At 53.5% G+C, this 17,117-nt stretch carries 16 protein-coding genes and 1 pseudogene; 8 read left to right on the top strand and 9 right to left on the bottom strand.

Annotation, left to right across the window (positions count from 1 at the left end; translation table 11 throughout):
• The first annotated feature begins 9 nt into the window (after positions 1–9).
• The 5 genes from OGV89_RS15330 to OGV89_RS15350 are packed head-to-tail and all read left to right on the top strand — an operon-like array spanning position 10 to position 4,323.
• Positions 10–1,755, top strand: a complete 1,746-nt coding sequence (locus OGV89_RS15330; protein WP_286558886.1) for a class I mannose-6-phosphate isomerase — start codon at positions 10–12, stop codon at positions 1,753–1,755.
• A gap of 4 nt (positions 1,756–1,759) precedes the next feature.
• Positions 1,760–2,188, top strand: a complete 429-nt coding sequence (locus OGV89_RS15335) for a PTS sugar transporter subunit IIA (RefSeq protein WP_003845671.1) — start codon at positions 1,760–1,762, stop codon at positions 2,186–2,188.
• Positions 2,189–2,199: 11 nt separating this feature from the next.
• The gene (locus tag OGV89_RS15340; RefSeq protein ID WP_003837349.1) at positions 2,200–2,694 is read left to right on the top strand and encodes a PTS sugar transporter subunit IIB; all 495 of its coding nucleotides are present in this window, start codon (positions 2,200–2,202) and stop codon (positions 2,692–2,694) included.
• 10 nt (positions 2,695–2,704) lie between these two features.
• The gene (locus tag OGV89_RS15345; RefSeq protein ID WP_003845669.1) at positions 2,705–3,505 is read left to right on the top strand and encodes a PTS mannose/fructose/sorbose/N-acetylgalactosamine transporter subunit IIC; all 801 of its coding nucleotides are present in this window, start codon (positions 2,705–2,707) and stop codon (positions 3,503–3,505) included.
• Positions 3,505–4,323, top strand: a complete 819-nt coding sequence (locus tag OGV89_RS15350) for a PTS system mannose/fructose/sorbose family transporter subunit IID (protein WP_003837346.1) — start codon at positions 3,505–3,507, stop codon at positions 4,321–4,323. Before OGV89_RS15345 ends, OGV89_RS15350 begins: the two co-directional genes overlap by 1 nt.
• Positions 4,324–4,363: 40 nt before the next feature.
• On the opposite strand, the gene OGV89_RS15355 is transcribed toward OGV89_RS15350, so the two are convergent.
• From OGV89_RS15355 to OGV89_RS15395, 9 genes and pseudogenes are all read right to left on the bottom strand, one after another.
• Entirely contained in the window at positions 4,364–5,146 is a 783-nt protein-coding gene (locus OGV89_RS15355; RefSeq protein ID WP_003845667.1) for a glucose-6-phosphate isomerase family protein, read from the bottom strand.
• Positions 5,139–5,702 (bottom strand): glucose-6-phosphate isomerase family protein, encoded by a 564-nt coding sequence (locus OGV89_RS15360; RefSeq protein WP_003837342.1) that lies wholly within the window; start codon positions 5,700–5,702, stop codon positions 5,139–5,141. The genes OGV89_RS15355 and OGV89_RS15360 overlap by 8 nt, the downstream gene beginning before the upstream one ends.
• A gap of 97 nt (positions 5,703–5,799) precedes the next feature.
• A complete protein-coding gene (rihC, locus tag OGV89_RS15365; RefSeq protein WP_003018923.1) occupies positions 5,800–6,714 on the bottom strand; it encodes a ribonucleoside hydrolase RihC in 915 nt (304 codons plus the stop codon).
• A gap of 66 nt (positions 6,715–6,780) precedes the next feature.
• A complete protein-coding gene (gene ispH, locus OGV89_RS15370; RefSeq protein WP_106107529.1) occupies positions 6,781–7,731 on the bottom strand; it encodes a 4-hydroxy-3-methylbut-2-enyl diphosphate reductase in 951 nt (316 codons plus the stop codon).
• 1 nt (position 7,732) lies between these two features.
• On the bottom strand, positions 7,733–8,182 hold the full coding sequence (fkpB, locus tag OGV89_RS15375; protein ID WP_106107530.1) for an FKBP-type peptidyl-prolyl cis-trans isomerase: 450 nt from the start codon (positions 8,180–8,182) through the stop codon (positions 7,733–7,735).
• Positions 8,183–8,299: 117 nt separating this feature from the next.
• Positions 8,300–8,797, bottom strand: coding sequence for a signal peptidase II (gene lspA, locus OGV89_RS15380; protein ID WP_003018932.1), 498 nt, complete (start codon positions 8,795–8,797; stop codon positions 8,300–8,302).
• Positions 8,797–11,613 (bottom strand): isoleucine--tRNA ligase, encoded by a 2,817-nt coding sequence (gene ileS / locus OGV89_RS15385; protein WP_044712974.1) that lies wholly within the window; start codon positions 11,611–11,613, stop codon positions 8,797–8,799. The genes lspA and ileS overlap by 1 nt, the downstream gene beginning before the upstream one ends.
• A 37-nt stretch (positions 11,614–11,650) precedes the next feature.
• Entirely contained in the window at positions 11,651–12,589 is a 939-nt protein-coding gene (gene ribF / locus OGV89_RS15390) for a bifunctional riboflavin kinase/FAD synthetase (protein ID WP_003845657.1), read from the bottom strand.
• Between the two features lie 7 nt (positions 12,590–12,596).
• Positions 12,597–12,800 (bottom strand): annotated as a pseudogene (locus tag OGV89_RS15395) (DUF2575 domain-containing protein).
• Positions 12,801–12,917: 117 nt separating this feature from the next.
• Between OGV89_RS15395 and rpsT the strand changes: the two are divergent.
• From rpsT to OGV89_RS15410, 3 genes are all read left to right on the top strand, one after another.
• A complete protein-coding gene (gene rpsT, locus OGV89_RS15400) occupies positions 12,918–13,181 on the top strand; it encodes a 30S ribosomal protein S20 (protein ID WP_003018940.1) in 264 nt (87 codons plus the stop codon).
• 463 nt (positions 13,182–13,644) lie between these two features.
• A complete protein-coding gene (locus OGV89_RS15405; protein ID WP_003837335.1) occupies positions 13,645–15,018 on the top strand; it encodes an MFS transporter in 1,374 nt (457 codons plus the stop codon).
• Between the two features lie 40 nt (positions 15,019–15,058).
• Positions 15,059–17,098, top strand: a complete 2,040-nt coding sequence (locus OGV89_RS15410) for a glycoside hydrolase family 31 protein (protein WP_003845653.1) — start codon at positions 15,059–15,061, stop codon at positions 17,096–17,098.
• Positions 17,099–17,117: the final 19 nt, after the last annotated feature.

Below are 17,117 nucleotides of genomic sequence, written 5' to 3' on the forward strand. Positions count from 1 at the left end.
AGACAGAAAATGCGTACAACCTATAATAAATTCCCTGAGGTTAGCATTCAGGGCTATGACAACCACGCCTGGCAGGGTTGGTCGTCGATCCATTCAGTGATTAACACCAAAGTATCTGGCGCAGCCAAAACCGTATTGATCGTGGATTGCTATCCGGGCGTGCGGCTTGACGAGCTGGAGCAACAGCTCGTTACGGCATTAGATGCCGCACTGGTGCTGAATATTGAATCCGCCCGCCGCGATGAGCAGGCCCTGCATGATTTACTGGCGCGTAACCTGACCGACGATCGCGTATTCGGCGTGCTTTCCTGTCATCACCTGGATGAATTTTTTGATAGCGACAAACTCAGCCAGCTCCGCCAACAGATTGATGCCATTAGTGAAGGGTTGGTCGTGGTATACGGCTCTGGCGCTGCATTGGCACACCCGGGTGACGTGCTGGTTTATGCTGACCTTCCGCGCTGGGAAATTCAGCAGCGCATGCGCCATGACGGGCTGGGTAACTGGGGGGCAAAAAACCAGGATGAAGATATTCTTCGTCGTTACAAACGTGCTTTTTTCATTGAATGGCGGGTCTTCGACAAACACAAAACGCCGTTACTCAAACGTGCCGATTATTTGCTCGATACCACGGTAGAAAATAGTCCCGCGATGGTCAGCGGCGACGCGCTACGCGCCGGTCTGCAACAAACCACCCAACAACCGTTTCGCGTTGTCCCTTTCTTTGACCCTGGCGTCTGGGGCGGGCAATGGATGAAACAACGCTTCGATCTCGATCCCTCAGCCCCCAATTACGCGTGGTGTTTTGATTGCGTGCCCGAGGAAAACAGCCTGTTACTGCGTTTTGGCAACGTGCGGATCGAGATCCCCTCTCAGGATCTGGTGCTGACCTGTCCCCGCCCACTGCTGGGCGAAAAAGTCCATGCGCGCTTTGGCGCGGAATTCCCGATCCGTTTTGACTTTCTTGACACTATTGGTGGCCAGAATTTGAGCTTTCAGGTTCATCCGCTTACCGAATACATTCAGCAGCAGTTTGGCATGCACTATACCCAGGATGAGAGCTATTACATCCTCGAAGCCGAGCCGGACGCCGTGGTGTATCTCGGCACCAAAACCGGGATCGCGCCGCAAGATATGCTCGACGATCTCCGGGCAGCGGGGCGTGGTGAAAAAACGTTTGATGATGAACGATTCGTGAACCAGATCCCTGCGCATAAACACGATCACTTCCTGATCCCCGCAGGAACCGTCCACTGTTCAGGAGCAGGCACCATGGTGCTGGAGATCAGCGCAACGCCGTATATTTTCACCTTCAAACTGTGGGACTGGGGTCGCTTAGGATTAGACGGCTTACCGCGTCCGGTGCATCTGGATCACGGTCAACAGGTTATTGACTGGCAGCGTGACACGCAATGGGTACACGACAATCTGGTCAACCGTATTGACCCCATCGCAGAAGGAGAAGGTTGGCGAGAAGAAAGAACCGGGATGCACGAACGCGAATTTATCGAAACGCGTCGCCACTGGTTTACGGCACCGGTCACTCACCATACCCATGGCGGCGTAAACGTCCTTAACCTTGTCGAAGGAGTTCAGGCCGTTGTCGAAAGCCCGAGCGGCGCGTTTGCCCCGTTTGTCGTCAACTATGCAGAGACCTTTATCATCCCAGCCGCCGTTGGAGAGTATCGCATTTCGCCGTTTGGCAAAGGCATCGGTCAACAGCTTGCCACGATTAAAGCCTGGGTCAGAGGATAAGCGCATGATTAACGTTATTGTTGCCACCCATGGTCCCCTGGCGGAAGCGCTTCTCGCCAGCGGTCGTATGGTTTACGGAGAATTACCGCATGTTTATCCCGTCACGCTGAGTGAACAGGCAGGTATCGAAGGGTTTAAACAGTCGTTCTCTCAGGTCCTCGCCAGTGCCGGGAAAGACGCTGACGGCGTTCTGGTGCTGTGTGACATGCAAAGCGGTACACCCTGGAATGTCGCCTGCCATCATGCGTTTTCTGCACAAACGGTTCCTCCTGTTGCCGTGGTAGCGGGAGTCAATTTCCCAATGTTGTTACAAAGCGAAGAGATCTGCCATTTAACGGACGTTCACGCCGCAGCCGCCGAGCTGTTGGCGTTGACGGTACCCACGCTGATTAAAGCCGTCCCAGTTTTATCCGTTCAGTCCGACGATTTTTAAAGGAAACCACAATGAGTATTTCTTTTGTACGTATCGATGACCGCGTAATCCATGGGCAGCTCGTGACACGTTGGGCCAAAGAGCTGCCCTGTGACGGAATTGTCGCTATAGACGACGCCGTCGCGGCCGACCCTCTGCTCTCTTCGGTGATGAAAGGCGCTGTACAGGACACCAAAGTCTGGTTGTTTGATACGGCCACCGCAATTGAAAAACTGCCGAAAGTCATTGCCAGCGAGAAACGTTATTTCGTCATTGGCAAATCCCCCGTGACGCTCAAACGCATTGAAGAAGCCGGTATCAGCCTGAAAAATGCCAACGGCAAGATTAATGTGGGTCCAATGAGTGCTCGTGCTGATACCACCACCATCGGCCCGAATCAGTCGGTCAACGGGGATGAAATTGCCGCCTTTGACTGGCTGACACAGCATGGCCACCTGGTTGAGTTTCGCCTGGTGCCTGATGCCAGTTGCTACAGCTGGCAGGACGCACGTCAGAAGCTGAAATAAGGAGCGCACGATGATTATCGAAGCTACGTTGATTGGCATACTTTGCTATCTCGGCGCCCTTAGCAGCCCCTGGTTGCTGGGACTGACCGGCGGCTGGTACCTGATCACCCGCCCGCTGATTTCCGGAATGCTGGTCGGGATTATCCTCGGCGACATTAAAACCGGGATCATGATTGGCGTCGCGGTTCAGGCGGTGTATATCGCGATGGTTACACCCGGCGGTTCGATGCCCGCCGACCTCAACTTTGTGGCTTACCCGGCAATTGCTTTAGGGATCCTTTCCGGAAAAGGCCCCGAGGTCGCGGTCGCGCTGGCGGCAACTATCGGTATAGCCGGAACCATTTTGTTTAACGCGATGATGGTACTGAACTCCTTCTGGAATCACCGGGCAGATGTGGCGCTGGAACGGGGCGACGAACGCGGCATTTACCTGAACAGCGCCATCTGGCCACAGGTGACAAATTTTGTCCTGCGTTTTGTACCGACCTTTATTGCGGTTTACTTCGGGGCACAATACATCAGCGGCTTTATGGACAGTTTGCCGAAAATTGTTTTGTCGACGATGAACGTACTGGGCGGCATTTTACCTGCAGTCGGGATCGCGATTTTGCTCAAGCAGATCATCAAAAACTACACCATGCTGATCTACTTCCTCGTCGGTTTTGTCTGCATCGTCTTTTTAAAACTCAACATGGTCGCGCTGGTGATCGTCGGTTCGCTGCTGGCGTTGATCCATTACAACTACAAACCGGAACCGACGCAGGCCGCGACTGCAAAGTCGGTAGCCGATGATGATGAGGATGAATTCTGATGGAAGAACGTACACTTACGCGTAAAGATCTTCGCCGCTGCTGGCGCGCATGGATGATGCACAACTTGTCATCGATGAGCTTTGAGCGTCTGGAGTCTTTTGGCTTTTGCCTGAGTATGCTCCCGGTGGCGAAAAAGCTCTATCCCGACGCAACTCAACGTACTGAGATGCTGCGCCGCCACGCCTCGTTTTATAATACGGAACCCCAGATAGGCGCGATCGTAAATGGCATGGTGCTGGGGCTGGAAGAGAAAAAAGCGAACGGTGAGCCGATCGATGGCGAGACCATCAATACCTTGAAGGTTGGTCTGATGGGCCCTATTGCCGGGATCGGCGATTCAATGATCCCCGGCATGTTGATCCCTATCCTGCTCAGCATCGGCATGGCCCTGGCGGCCGGCGGTAATATTCTGGGGCCGCTGTTTTATACCGTTGCCTGGCTGGCTATCATCATTCCCGGCTCGTGGTTCCTGTTCCTGAAAGGCTACAAGATGGGTTCCGGCTCGGTGGAAATGCTGGTGAGTAGCAAGTCTGCCCGTCTGCGTGAAGCATTATCGCTGCTGGGCGTGTTTGTCATGGGGGGCGTGGCGGCAAGTTACGTTAAGCTTGGTACCGGGCTGGAATTTATTACCAAAGATGGGGTGAATATCCATGTTCAACAAATGCTGGACGGTATCTTCCCGCAGTTACTGCCGCTGATAGTGGTACTTGGCACCTGGTATCTGATGGCCAAGCGTGGTGTGTCGCCAGTGAAAGCGATGGTATTGCTGCTGGTCCTGGCGGCGCTTGGCGTCGCCACGGGCCTGTTTGCGGGGTAATACACAGAAAACGATACAACCGGGGCTATGCCCCGGCTCTTTATGGGTGAAAGTTTTGCCACAGCTCGGGATATTTGTCCGGGCGTGAGATAAATTGAAAGCGCGCCGGGTCCTCGATGAACTGCTGGTAAACAGGTGCAGAACTAATTGAGAACTCCGTATATTGTCGGGGCGTTACGGCCTGCAATCGTCCGGGAATGTAACGCGGATTATGCTGCCAGATAACGTTGTTTCCCTGCAGTAACGGGTACCACGCTAACCCTTTATGCGCACGCACGGCGTCGTACTCAAAACCATATTCACGATCGCACCACGCACCAAAGGTTAACGGGACATCCGGATCTGCGGATATGGTCGCATGCCCCCAGCCGGGTGGTACCAACACTTTCTCACCGGGTCCGGCAATTACAGCAAAACAGCGACCAGGGTCATCCTCAACATACTCCTGCATATAGATTATCGCTTTTCCCTGCCAGATTTCGTAAAGCTCCGGCGGGGACCAGCCGCTGTGCTGACTGATACGATGAATATGTCCCTGACTACGCACCGGCTCTTCCCCCAGTCGTCCCGCCGCATAAGTCACCACGCCAAATAACAGCATCCGCTTTTTCAACTCTTCGCGATCCTGCATTCGCGCCACATCCATCGCAATGGCATACACCTCTTGCGGCCCTTCACAGTGCGGATCGCGCAGCGAGACGCGGATGTCATCGAGTTGACGAATTTCCGGCATCGGCCCGGTAACCTCATCCCCATAGCTAAAGCCAAGCGGGCGATGATGAACCGTCATATCGAGGCCGTAAGAATGCGCTAAGTCAGCCATTCTGTACCTCCTTCGCCTGAACCCGATTATTTTCCTCAAAGACTCTTATTCTGAAGCCCCTGGCGAGCGCCGCATAATCATGACCCGCAATCCCCGGCCATACGGCGAGCGCCGACAGTACCTCTTCCCCGGTGTTGATTAACCGGTGCGCGGTAAAGCCGGGGATAATGTGGATGGATCCGGCGAATACCTTTTCCAGCCTCGTGTCGCCCTGTTCGGTTTGCAACAGCAGCAAACCAGCGCCACGCAGACCGAAATAGACTTCCCCCTGTTCGCGGCGCTCATGGAAATGCCCGCGGGTCATAAAATACTCGCAGCCGACCCGGCCAGGATAAAGATGGGTAACGCCGGTGTAGAGTTCACCTTCAGCGGAAGACGTATCCAGCATCTCAACGTCATACACGACCTGCTCACCAGCCAATTGCTGACGGGCGTTTTCATCGGCAAAAACGTCAGTAAGATCCTGAATACGGGTAGATTTGCGCAATAACGGGCCATCGGCCAAAGCGCCGCTTGCCCACGCCACCTGCGGTGGCTGGATAAAAGAAAGGTTCATATGTGTCTCCGGCCCGAGGAGAACAACAGGATCAGATTAGCAGATTAATCGATTAACCTGCTAATTCTGTCTGCATATTGCGGGCCGGATCACAGCCTCAAGGGGCCAGTGCAAGCACCTCTGCCACCCACTGCTGGAAACCTTCAACGTTCAGACCCAGCGCAACCTGCGCATTTGCTGGATGCCCCAGACGTCCTTCGATATCCACCACCGTCGTACCTGAGGTATATTCGCCCTGGGTTTCAACCGCCACGAAACACGACTGCAGGGTAAACAGTTCCGGGCGCACCAGCCAGGCAATGGCACACAGATCGTGCATTCGCAGCCCCGTATTCATACTGCCGCTACGGTAATGGCTAAACAGCGCGTGCAGCATTTTTCCCGTCTGGTTAAGCTGGGGGAGCGTCGCCAGATAGTCCGGGGCGAGCATGGCCTGGTTAGTAACATCCAGCCCACACATCACAATATCCAGCCCGCTCTGGAAGACTTTTGCGGCAGCCTCGGGATCGATAGCAATATTAAACTCGGCGTTGGGTGTGAAGTTCCCGCGCCCGGCAGAGCCGCCCATAATCACCAGACGGTGAATGTTGAATACGCATTCAGGATAATGGGTCAGCAGCAGCGCAATGTTGGTCAGCGGGCCAATTGCCACCAGCGTCACGGGCTGCGGGGCATGCATCAGCGCATCGCGAATCGCCTGGAAGGCGGGTTTTGCCATCGCCTGGCGGTCGTGTTCGACAAATTCATACCCTTCCATACCGGACTCGCCGTGCACGGAAGCGGCATCACGCAGCGGCCGCACCAGCGGCATCGATGCTCCCTGCGCCAGTGGAACATCCGCATTCCAGAAGTGCAGCAGTTGCAACGCATTACGGGTGGTTTTTTCCACCGACACATTGCCTGCTACCGTGGTCATCAGTTGCAGATCCAGCTCAGGGGCAAACAGCGCGGCGGCAATGGCGGCGGCATCATCAATGCCGGGATCGGTATCAAGAATGATCGGTAAGCGCATGGTTTCTCCATAAAAAAATGCCAGACGTTAAGTCTGGCATCTTCTCATAATCGTAACCGGAAAGACTTACTCTACTTCACGAACATCCACACGCAGCTCTTTCGGCACTTCGAAAACGATGTTCTCTTCGCGGCCTTCCAGCGGAATAGCTTCCTCACCGCCAAGCTCCTGCAGGCGAGCAATCACGTTTTGCACCAGGATATCCGGCGCCGAGGCTCCGGCCGTCACGCCTACGCACTTCGCCTCTTTCACCCACGCTTCCTGGATGTCGGTCGCATCGTCAATCAAATACGCCGCTTTCCCCATTCGCTGTGCCAGTTCAGCCAGACGGTTGGAGTTAGAGGAGTTCTTCGAGCCAACCACCAGCACAACATCAGCCTGTTCCGCCAGCGCGCGAACCGCTTCCTGACGGTTGGTGGTGGCATAACAGATATCGTCTTTGCGCGGTCCGACAATTTTCGGGAAGCGTTGACGCAAAGCATCAATAACGTCAGAAGTATCGTCAACGGAGAGCGTGGTCTGCGTCATGAAGGATAATTTGCCTTCATTTTTCACATTCAGTTTCAGCACATCATCTGGTGATTCAACCAGATACATTCCGCCTTGCGGGTTGCTGTACTGGCCCATCGTGCCTTCGACTTCCGGGTGTCCGGCGTGACCAATCAGAATGGATTCTTCGCCACGACGACTGGCGCGGGCAACTTCCATATGCACTTTCGTGACTAGCGGACAGGTTGCATCAAAAACCGTGAGGTCGCGGCCTTTGGCTTCGTTACGCACCGCCTGAGACACGCCATGAGCGGAGAAAATCAGGATCGCGCCATCCGGCACTTCGCTGATTTGCTCGATAAAAATAGCGCCGCGCTCGCGCAGGCTATCCACCACATAACGGTTATGTACCACTTCATGACGGACATAAATCGGTGCGCCGTAAATAGCCAACGCGTTTTCGACAATGCTGATAGCGCGGTCTACGCCAGCGCAAAAACCGCGCGGGTTGGCCAACAGGATCTGCATTTTACGCCTCCAGTGCCGGTTCGACTTCCAGCACTTCAATATCAAAATGAACGGTATGCCCAGCCAGCGGATGGTTGAAATCAACCGTGATCGAGTCACCGTTGATTTCACGGATCACGCCAGGCATCTCACTGCCGTCCATTGCGGTAAAGAGCATGATAGCGCCAATTTCTGGCTCGCCCGCGTCCATAAATTCCCGACGCGAGAAATACTGAATTAAGTCCGGACTTGATACGCCAAAGGCGGCATCCGGCTCCAGAGCAAAGGTGGTTTTATCGCCTTCTTTTAGCCCCAGCAGGTTTTGCTCCAGTCCTTCAGACAGAGAACCGTCGCCCAGGCGAAACAGCGCAGGCTTGCCGTTATTGCGGGTTGACTCTGCGGTGGAGCCATCGTCGAGCTTAAGGGTGAAGTGCACCAGCACCGCACTGTTACTCTGTACTGATTTAGACATGCAGGTTGCTCTTTAAAATTGCTGCCGCCTGTCTGCCCGGTGGCGCTACGCTTACCGGGCCTACAAGGATCGCAGTAAATTGTAGGCCGGATTAGCATAGCGCCATCCGGCATTTTTTTATGCGGCTTTTTTCTCTTTCGACGGCAGGAAGCCTTCGAGAACAATCAATGCCGCCCCGATACAGATAGCTGTATCGGCCAGATTGAAGGTCGCGAAATGCCAGTCGCCGACGTAAAAGTCAATCATATCAACCACGAAGCCGTGCCACAGGCGGTCAAACAAGTTGCCCAGCGCACCGCCAATGATTAACGCATACGCGATGTTGTTCAGCTTCTGCGTCGCCTTCGAGCGATACATCATCACCATCAGGATGACGCAAATACCGATGGCGATACCGGCAAAGAACCAACGTTGCCAGCCGCCGCTGTCAGCTAAGAAGCTAAACGCCGCACCATAGTTACGCGCGTAGTGCAGATTAAGCGACGGAAACAGCGACACCGTATCCCCCAGAGCAAAGTTCTGGAGGATCAGGTATTTGCTGCCTAAATCGATAATCAGCACGACTACCACCAGCCACAGCCAGCGTAGTCCTGTTGAACAAAGAGGCTTACTCATCAGGCAAACTTACGTTGTTCGCCATCACCGGCGATGTTGCTGACACAGCGTCCGCAGATATCTGCATGTTCCGCCACCTGGCCGACGTCGGTAGTGTAATGCCAGCAGCGCGGGCATTTCTCACCTTCGGCTTTGCTCAGTACGATTTTCAGACCTTTGAGCAGTTCGCTCTGCTGAGCATCAGCAGGAGCAGCCGCATAATCCGCAACCGTCGCACCAGAGGTCAGCAGTACAAAACGCAACTCTTCACCGAGCGCGGTCAGTTTCGCCGCCAGCTCAGGTTCAGCGTACAGGGTCACTGCCGCTTCCAGAGAACCGCCGACTTTCTTATCCGCACGCGCCTGCTCGATAACCTTGTTCACTTCGCCGCGCACTTTCAGCAGCTCGTCCCAGTAGGCATCGTTCATCGCTTCGGTTTCACCTAAGCCAAACAGACCTTCGTACCATTCACCGGTAAAGACGTACTTCTCACGATCGCCCGGCAGGTAGCCCCAGATTTCATCGGCGGTGAAGGACATGATCGGCGCCATCCAACGAACCAGCGCTTCTGCAATATGGAACAGCGCAGTCTGGCAGCTACGACGCGCCACGCTGTCCGCTTTCGCGGTGTACTGACGGTCTTTGATGATGTCGAGGTAGAACGAACCCATTTCTACGGAGCAGAAGCGCATCAGGCGCTGTACCACTTCGTGGAAGTCATAGGCTTCATAGGCTTTCAGGATTTCGTCCTGCGCCGCTTGCGCACAACCTACCGCCCAACGATCCAGCACCACCATCTCTTCCGGTTTCACCATGTCTTTAACCGGATCGAACCCGTTCAGGTTCGCCAGCAGGAAGCGCGCGGTGTTACGGATACGACGATAGCTGTCGGCAGCACGTTTCAGGATTTCGTCAGAAACGGCCATTTCGCCAGTATAGTCGGTAGAAGCAACCCACAGACGCAGAATATCCGCGCCCAGTTTGTTCATCACGTCCTGCGGAGAAACGGTGTTACCGATAGATTTGGACATCTTACGGCCCTGACCATCAACGGTGAAACCGTGGGTCAGTACCTGGCGATAAGGTGCTTTGCCTTTCATGGCGGTGGAGATCATCAAAGAAGACATGAACCAGCCACGGTGCTGGTCAGAACCTTCCAGATACATATCTGCCGCATGGCCCGCAAACTCAGGACGCACATCCACGACGGATGAGTGGGTTGAACCGGAGTCGAACCACACGTCCAGCGTATCCGGGACTTTGACATACTGGTCAGCTTCGTCGCCGAGGATATCTTTCGGATCGAGATCCCACCACGCCTGGATGCCGTCAACTTCAACGCGTTTAGCCACTTCTTCCATCAGTTCGATAGCGCGCGGATGCAGCTCTTCGGTGTCTTTGTGAACAAACAGAGACATCGGCACACCCCACGTACGCTGACGGGAGATACACCAGTCAGGACGGTTGGCAACCATCGATTCAATACGCGCCTGGCCCCAGTCCGGGATCCACTGTACGCCTTTGATCTCTTTCAGCGACTGCGCGCGCAGGCCTTTCTGATCCATGCTGACGAACCACTGCGGGGTCGCACGGAAGATGATCGGTGACTTGTGACGCCAGCAGCATGGGTAGCTGTGCTGCATCTTCTCAACGTGCAGCAGCGCGCCTTTTTCGCTCAGCAGAGCGACAACAATATCGTTGGCTTTAAAAACGTTCACACCGTCCAGGGTCGGGTAGGTTCCCGCCAGGTAAGCGCCATCCGGACCCACCGGATTCGCCACTTCCAGACCGTATTTTTGACCGATGACATAGTCGTCCGGGCCGTGGCCAGGCGCGGTATGTACCGCGCCGGTACCCGCATCCAGCGTAACGTGATCGCCCAGGATCGCCGGCACGTCAAAACCCATAAACGGGTGGGTAAAGCGCAGCAGTTCCAGCTCAGCGCCTTTCACGGTGCCGAGAATGGTGTATTCAGCCGCGCCAATACGCTGCATGACGCTTTCAACCAGATCTTTCGCCAGAATCACAGCCTGGCCGTCAATCTGCACCAGCGCATAGTCAAAATCAGGTGCCAGAGAGATTGCGCGGTTCGCCGGTAACGTCCACGGGGTAGTGGTCCAGATAACCAGAGAGATCGGGCCGTTGACGTCAGAAACGCCAAACTTCGCTTTCACCGCATCCTGATCGGCAGCGTGGAACGCCACGTCGATGGACGGGGAGGTTTTGTCATAATACTCAACTTCCGCTTCCGCCAGCGCGGAACGGCAGTCAACGCACCAGTGCACCGGCTTCGCACCTTTGTGCAGGTGACCGTTGCCGATGATTTTACCCAGCGCACGAATGATGTTGGCTTCAGTTTTGAAGTCCATTGTCAGGTACGGATGCGACCAGTCGCCCAGTACGCCAAGACGGATAAAGTCTTTACGCTGACCATCAACCTGGGTCGCTGCGTATTCACGGCACTTGGCGCGGAACTCAGCAGCGGTGAACTTCTCGCCCGGCTTGCCATATTCCTGCTCTACTTTCAGCTCGATCGGCAGACCGTGGCAGTCCCAGCCCGGAACGTACGGCGAGTCATAGCCCGTGAGTCCTTTGGACTTCACGATAATGTCTTTCAGAATCTTGTTAACCGAGTGACCAATATGAATGCTGCCATTCGCATAAGGAGGGCCATCATGCAGAATGAAGGTTTTTTTGCCTTTTTTGGCCGCACGAATGATGCCGTACAGGTCATCATCAGTCCAACGCGCCAGCATTCCCGGTTCGCGCTTGGCGAGATCGCCGCGCATCGGGAACCCTGTTTCCGGCAAATTCAGGGTTGATTTATAGTCACTCATCAGATTCTCGGTTCCGTATTTAAAACTCGTATAGGCATTAAGCCGGTTTTGTTAGCCCAAAAAATTCACGGGCAGTCAACTCATCACGCGCAATCTGCGCTTTTAGTTCATCCAGCGAGGCAAATCGCTGTTCGCTGCGTATTTTTTTACGCAGTACTACATCTATATGGCGACCATACAGGTCCATTACAACGTCCAATAGATGCACTTCCAACTGCTGGCGTACGCCTGCTACCGTCGGGCGGGTGCCGATGTTGGCGACGCCGGGCAACGGTTTGTCACCCAGTCCCATCACTTCAACCGCATAAACACCTTTCACCGGAGAAACCTGACGACGAAGCGGTAAGTTTGCCGTCGGAAAACCGATGGTACGCCCTAACTCATCACCGTGAACGACGCGTCCTGAGATAGTAAAAGGATGCCCAAGCAGGCTTTCGGCCTGTTGCAGGTTATCTTCGGCCAGCGCCTGACGTACTGCGGTGCTGCTGATACGCACACCGCCTTCACAGAAGGTTTGGGTGCTGGTGATATCAAAACCATACTCAGCGCCCGCTTCCTGTAATAACAAGAAATCGCCCGCACGGCTAGCGCCAAAGCGGAAATCATCGCCAACGGCAAGAAATTGTACACCAAGGCGCTTCACCAGAAGGTCGCTGATGAAGGTCTGCGCCGTCAATGCGGCGAAACGCCTGTCAAAACGCACACACAGCACGTAGTCCACACCGCATTCGGCCAGATAACGCAGTTTTTCCCGCAGACGGGTAAGGCGCGCAGGTGACTTGTCCGTCGCAAACAGTTCCAGCGGCTGTGGCTCGAAAATCATTACCACCACCGGTAAATTGCGTTTGCGCCCTTCTTCCCGTAAGCCTTGCAGCAACGCACGGTGGCCACGGTGCACACCGTCGAAATTACCAATAGTCAGCACACACCCATGCGGGGCCTGGCTGAGATTATGTATGCCTCGTATCAGCTTCATGTCTGGCTCAAAACAGTGAAAATCGTGAAAGTATACCCTGTACCGCGGTCAAGGTTAACCGGCGATTGTTTCTACGAAACAGAAAGAGGATGGTTTTCATTGTTATGAAACAAATTGACGCCCTTCACGGGCACACCAATGCAATTTTTCTCGTCGAAAAGCTGTATTCACGCCACGCAAGCTGGTAGAATCCTGCGCCATCACTACGCAACGAGTGCTGGAATTTAAACGGCGCTTATTTGCACAAATCCATTGACAAAAGAAGGCTAAAAGGGCATATTCCTCGGCCTTTGAATTGTCCATATAGAACACATTTGGGAGTTGGACCTTGGCTAATATCAAATCAGCTAAGAAGCGCGCCGTTCAGTCTGAAAAGGCCCGCAAGCACAACGCTAGCCGTCGCTCTATGATGCGTACTTTCATCAAGAAAGTATACGCAGCTATCGAAGCTGGCGACAAAGCTACTGCACTGAAAGCATTTAACGAAATGCAACCAATCGTGGACCGTCAGGCTGCTAAAGGTCTGATCCACAAAAACAAAGCTGCACGTCATAAAGCAAACCTGACTGCACAGATCAACAAACTGGCTTAATCGCCTGCTTGTCGACGCTTTGTGAAAAAACCCGCGCAAGCGGGTTTTTTTATGCCTGCTATCTGGCGTTTTTCTCTTCAGCCACTGATGTTGTTCTCGCTCGCCCACGCTCTTCCTGACCAGCCTGTTTTTTCAGCTATCCCTCCTTTAGTTAGTCGCGTCGCGTAATACTTGAAAGTTATTTTCTTTCACTGTTTTCCTTTTTTTATTTCATTATTAAAAAAACTGTGACCACCTTAGCAAATAGAAACATCTCTCATTCAAAAACGAATAAACGCAATCCTGATGTAAGATTTGATAATTGATTGCTGCGGTAGGGTCAACTACTTTCCATGTACACCTTACTCACTCATTTTAATCTGAGGTTAAATTCAGTAACGACATAAAAAATAATATTTAAAACTTGCTTGGAAAGTAAAAGTTGTTTTTCTGGGCGTATCGCACCAATATCGGAGTTATTATTATGAGTTCTGTTATTGAGGATACCCAGTCTTGCGGGTCAGCATCATTATCTTTACTTCAGCGTATTAGCTACGGCTCTTTGGATGTGGCAGGTAATCTACTGTACTGTTTCGGCTCAACCTACATCTTATATTTCTACACTGACGTTGCGGGTATTAGTCTCGCCGTAGCAGGTGTCATCCTGCTGTTGGCGCGTATCGTAGATGGTATAGATGCCCCAATCTGGGGGATCATTATCGATAAAACACGTTCACGTTACGGTAAATGTCGTCCCTGGTTCTTATGGCTACCGCTGCCTTTTGGTGTATTCAGCGCGCTGTCATTTTGGTCTCCAGATATCAGCATGACAGGAAAAGCCATATATGCAGCAATATCCTACATGATTGCCAGCATTTTATTTACCGGACTCAATACACCGCTCAGCGCAATATTACCTCTAATGACTCTGTCCCCTAAGGAACGGCTGGTATTAAATTCCTGGAGAATGACCGGGGGACAAATTGGGGTTTTATTAATGAATGCCACAGCATTACCCCTGGTTGCATTTTTAGGTAACGGAAATGATCATGCCGGATTTATTTACACGGCGATTCTGTTTGCTGCGATATCCTGTTCGCTAACGCTTTTCGCCTTTAAAAATATCCGCGAAATGGATGCGGATAAAATACAGCAAGAACCCAAACTGCCGATGAAAAAAAGTTTCACGGCAATGAAAGGTAACTGGCCATGGATCCTGATGGTGCTGGCCAATCTGATCTTCTGGATTGCCCTGCAACAGCGGTCCACAACCATTGTTTATTATCTGACCTACAACCTCGATCGCAAAGACCTGGTTCCGCTGATTAACAGTCTGGCGACGATTCAGATCCTGTTCATCATCGCCATCCCTTTCTTTAGCAAATTCCTGGCTAAAACCTGGATATGGGTAGGAGGCTTGCTGGTCGCCACGTTCGGCGGCGTCTTGATGTGGCTGGCGGCGGACAATATACCTTTCCTCATCGCGGCCTGGGTGCTCGGCAATATCGGTAGCGGAATCGCCTGCTCAATGCCGTTTGCCATGTTGGGCTTTGCCGTCGACTTCGGTGCCTGGAAAACGGGCATCAAGGCCACGGGCATTCTTATCGCCTTCGGCAGTACTTTCTGCATCAAGATGGGCAGTGGTCTGGGTACCGCTTTCGCCGCCTGGATCATGAATAGTTTTGGCTATGTCCCGAACCATGCCCAAAGCGCTGCGGGCCTGGAAGGCATTACCTGGGCCTTTATCTGGGCGCCCGCCCTACTCTTCGCACTCGCGGCGATCCCGCTACTTTTCTTCCGTAAGTACGAAGCAATGGAAGAGACGATTCGCCACGATCTGGAAACCATCACCCAATAACTTTCTTAATCTTTACCCTCAAAATATGGGAGGCACCACCATGCCATTTGTGCAACATGACCCGCGTCGTCTGGTCTGGCAGCAAAACGATCGCTATTTGTGGATTGAACCCTGGGGCGAGAACAGCCTGCGCGTACGCAGTGGTCGTCATCTGCCGGTAATGAGAAATGAAGACTGGGCATTGACTGAGCCAGTCGCAGAAAGCCACTGCCACATCGATTATGAGCACCACCAGGCGACAATGACCAACGGCAAAATTATCGCTATCGTCAATCAAAAAGGACAAGTTACCTTTTACCGTCATCCACACAAACCCTTGTTGCAGGAGTTCTGGCGCCTGCGGGGCGAAATTGGCGAGGATGAATCTTCTCACGGCCAGTACGTCAGCGCACTCAACCTTGAGGGACGCGAATTCCGCCCTATTCAGGGTGGGAAATATTCACTTAAAGCCCGCTTCGAAGCCACCGAAGGGGAAAAAATTTACGGCATGGGCCAATATCAGCAGGCCAATCTGGATCTCAAAGGATGCGTGCTCGAACTGGCCCAGCGCAACTCTCAGGCCTCGGTGCCCTTTATGCTCTCAAGCCTGGGCTACGGATTTTTATGGAACAATCCGGCGGTCGGCCGCGTGACATTCGCCCACAACGTGACCGAGTGGGAAGCTCAAATCAGCGAGCAGCTGGACTACTGGATCACCGCTGGCGATACCCCGGCAGAAATTAGCCGGGCGTATGCGCTCGCCACGGGCACGCCGCCGATGATGCCGGATTACGCCATGGGCTTCTGGCAGTGCAAGTTACGTTATCGCACTCAGGAGGAGTTGCTCGCCGTCGCCCGCGAGTACAAACGGCGCAATCTCCCCATCTCGGTAATCGTGATCGATTTCTTCCACTGGCCAAATCAGGGGGACTGGATGTTCGACTCGCGGGACTGGCCCGATCCCGATGCCATGATCGCCGAGCTAAAATCGCTGGGTATTGAGCTAATGGTCTCCGTCTGGCCAACTGTGGATAGCCGAACCGAGAGCTATCGGGAGATGCGCGAAAACGGCTGGCTGGTGCAAACAGAGCGCGGATTGCCGATTAATATGGATTTCCTCGGCAATACCACTTTCTTTGATGCCACCCATCCCGACGCTCGCGACTACGTCTGGGGTAAAGCAAAACGCAACTATTACGATAAAGGCGTGAAGCTCTTCTGGCTAGACGAAGCCGAGCCGGAGTTCAGCGTTTACGACTACGATAATTATCGCTACCACGCCGGACCGGTGCTGGAAGTGGGCAATATCTACCCGCGAATGTACGCCAAAACCTTTTTTGACGGCATGAAAGCCGATGGCGAAGACCAGGTTATCAACCTGCTACGCTGCGCCTGGGCCGGAAGTCAGAAATACGGCGCGCTGGTCTGGTCAGGTGATATCCACTCATCGTTTCGTTCTCTGCGCAATCAGTTTGCCGCCGGGATGAACATGGGTATTGCAGGTATCCCGTGGTGGACAACAGATATTGGCGGCTTTCATGGCGGCAATATTCACGACCCACACTTTCATGAGTTGCTGATTCGCTGGTTCCAGTGGGGCGTGTTTAGCCCAGTGATGCGCCTGCACGGCAACCGCGATCCGCAGATTTTACCAGAACATCCTTACCGTGACGGTATTGCCCAGTGTCCGACCGGGGCGGCAAACGAAGTGTGGAGCTATGGTGAAGAGGTGTGCGAAGTGTTGACCGGCTGTCTGACGTTGCGAGAAAAGTTAAAGCCGTACATCAAAGCGGTGATGGCGGAAACACACCAACGCAATGCCCCGGTTATGCGCACCCTGTTTTTTGAATTCCCAGAACAGACAAGGAGTTGGGAGATTACCGATCAGTACTGTTTTGGTCCCGATCTGCTGATTGCTCCGGTGATGCATGAAGGCATGCGCGAGCGTGACGTTTGGCTACCGGAAGGGGAAACATGGACGGATCTTGCAACCGGCGAGAGCTATCAGGGAGGACAAACGCTGCGCTATGACGCTCCCCTGAACAGAATTCCGGTATTTATCCGCGAAGGCGGGCAGTATCGTAATATGTTGAAACTGTAGTCAAAGTCCGGCTGCGGTT

It is taken from the genome of Citrobacter sp. Cf125 (assembly GCF_030333935.1).
In the GTDB taxonomy this organism is placed as follows: domain Bacteria; phylum Pseudomonadota; class Gammaproteobacteria; order Enterobacterales; family Enterobacteriaceae; genus Citrobacter; species Citrobacter freundii.

What these genes read in the sequence shown, in the direction of transcription:
- OGV89_RS15330 (WP_286558886.1), top strand. Translation starts at nt 10, where the DNA reads ATGCGTACAACCTATAATAAATTCCCTGAGGTTAGCATTCAGGGCTAT.
- OGV89_RS15335 (WP_003845671.1), top strand. Translation starts at nt 1,760, where the DNA reads ATGATTAACGTTATTGTTGCCACCCATGGTCCCCTGGCGGAAGCGCTT.
- OGV89_RS15340 (WP_003837349.1), top strand. Translation starts at nt 2,200, where the DNA reads ATGAGTATTTCTTTTGTACGTATCGATGACCGCGTAATCCATGGGCAG.
- OGV89_RS15345 (WP_003845669.1), top strand. Translation starts at nt 2,705, where the DNA reads ATGATTATCGAAGCTACGTTGATTGGCATACTTTGCTATCTCGGCGCC.
- OGV89_RS15350 (WP_003837346.1), top strand. Translation starts at nt 3,505, where the DNA reads ATGGAAGAACGTACACTTACGCGTAAAGATCTTCGCCGCTGCTGGCGC.
- OGV89_RS15355 (WP_003845667.1), bottom strand. Translation starts at nt 5,146, where the DNA reads ATGGCTGACTTAGCGCATTCTTACGGCCTCGATATGACGGTTCATCAT.
- OGV89_RS15360 (WP_003837342.1), bottom strand. Translation starts at nt 5,702, where the DNA reads ATGAACCTTTCTTTTATCCAGCCACCGCAGGTGGCGTGGGCAAGCGGC.
- rihC (WP_003018923.1), bottom strand. Translation starts at nt 6,714, where the DNA reads ATGCGCTTACCGATCATTCTTGATACCGATCCCGGCATTGATGATGCC.
- ispH (WP_106107529.1), bottom strand. Translation starts at nt 7,731, where the DNA reads ATGCAGATCCTGTTGGCCAACCCGCGCGGTTTTTGCGCTGGCGTAGAC.
- fkpB (WP_106107530.1), bottom strand. Translation starts at nt 8,182, where the DNA reads ATGTCTAAATCAGTACAGAGTAACAGTGCGGTGCTGGTGCACTTCACC.
- lspA (WP_003018932.1), bottom strand. Translation starts at nt 8,797, where the DNA reads ATGAGTAAGCCTCTTTGTTCAACAGGACTACGCTGGCTGTGGCTGGTG.
- ileS (WP_044712974.1), bottom strand. Translation starts at nt 11,613, where the DNA reads ATGAGTGACTATAAATCAACCCTGAATTTGCCGGAAACAGGGTTCCCG.
- ribF (WP_003845657.1), bottom strand. Translation starts at nt 12,589, where the DNA reads ATGAAGCTGATACGAGGCATACATAATCTCAGCCAGGCCCCGCATGGG.
- OGV89_RS15405 (WP_003837335.1), top strand. Translation starts at nt 13,645, where the DNA reads ATGAGTTCTGTTATTGAGGATACCCAGTCTTGCGGGTCAGCATCATTA.
- OGV89_RS15410 (WP_003845653.1), top strand. Translation starts at nt 15,059, where the DNA reads ATGCCATTTGTGCAACATGACCCGCGTCGTCTGGTCTGGCAGCAAAAC.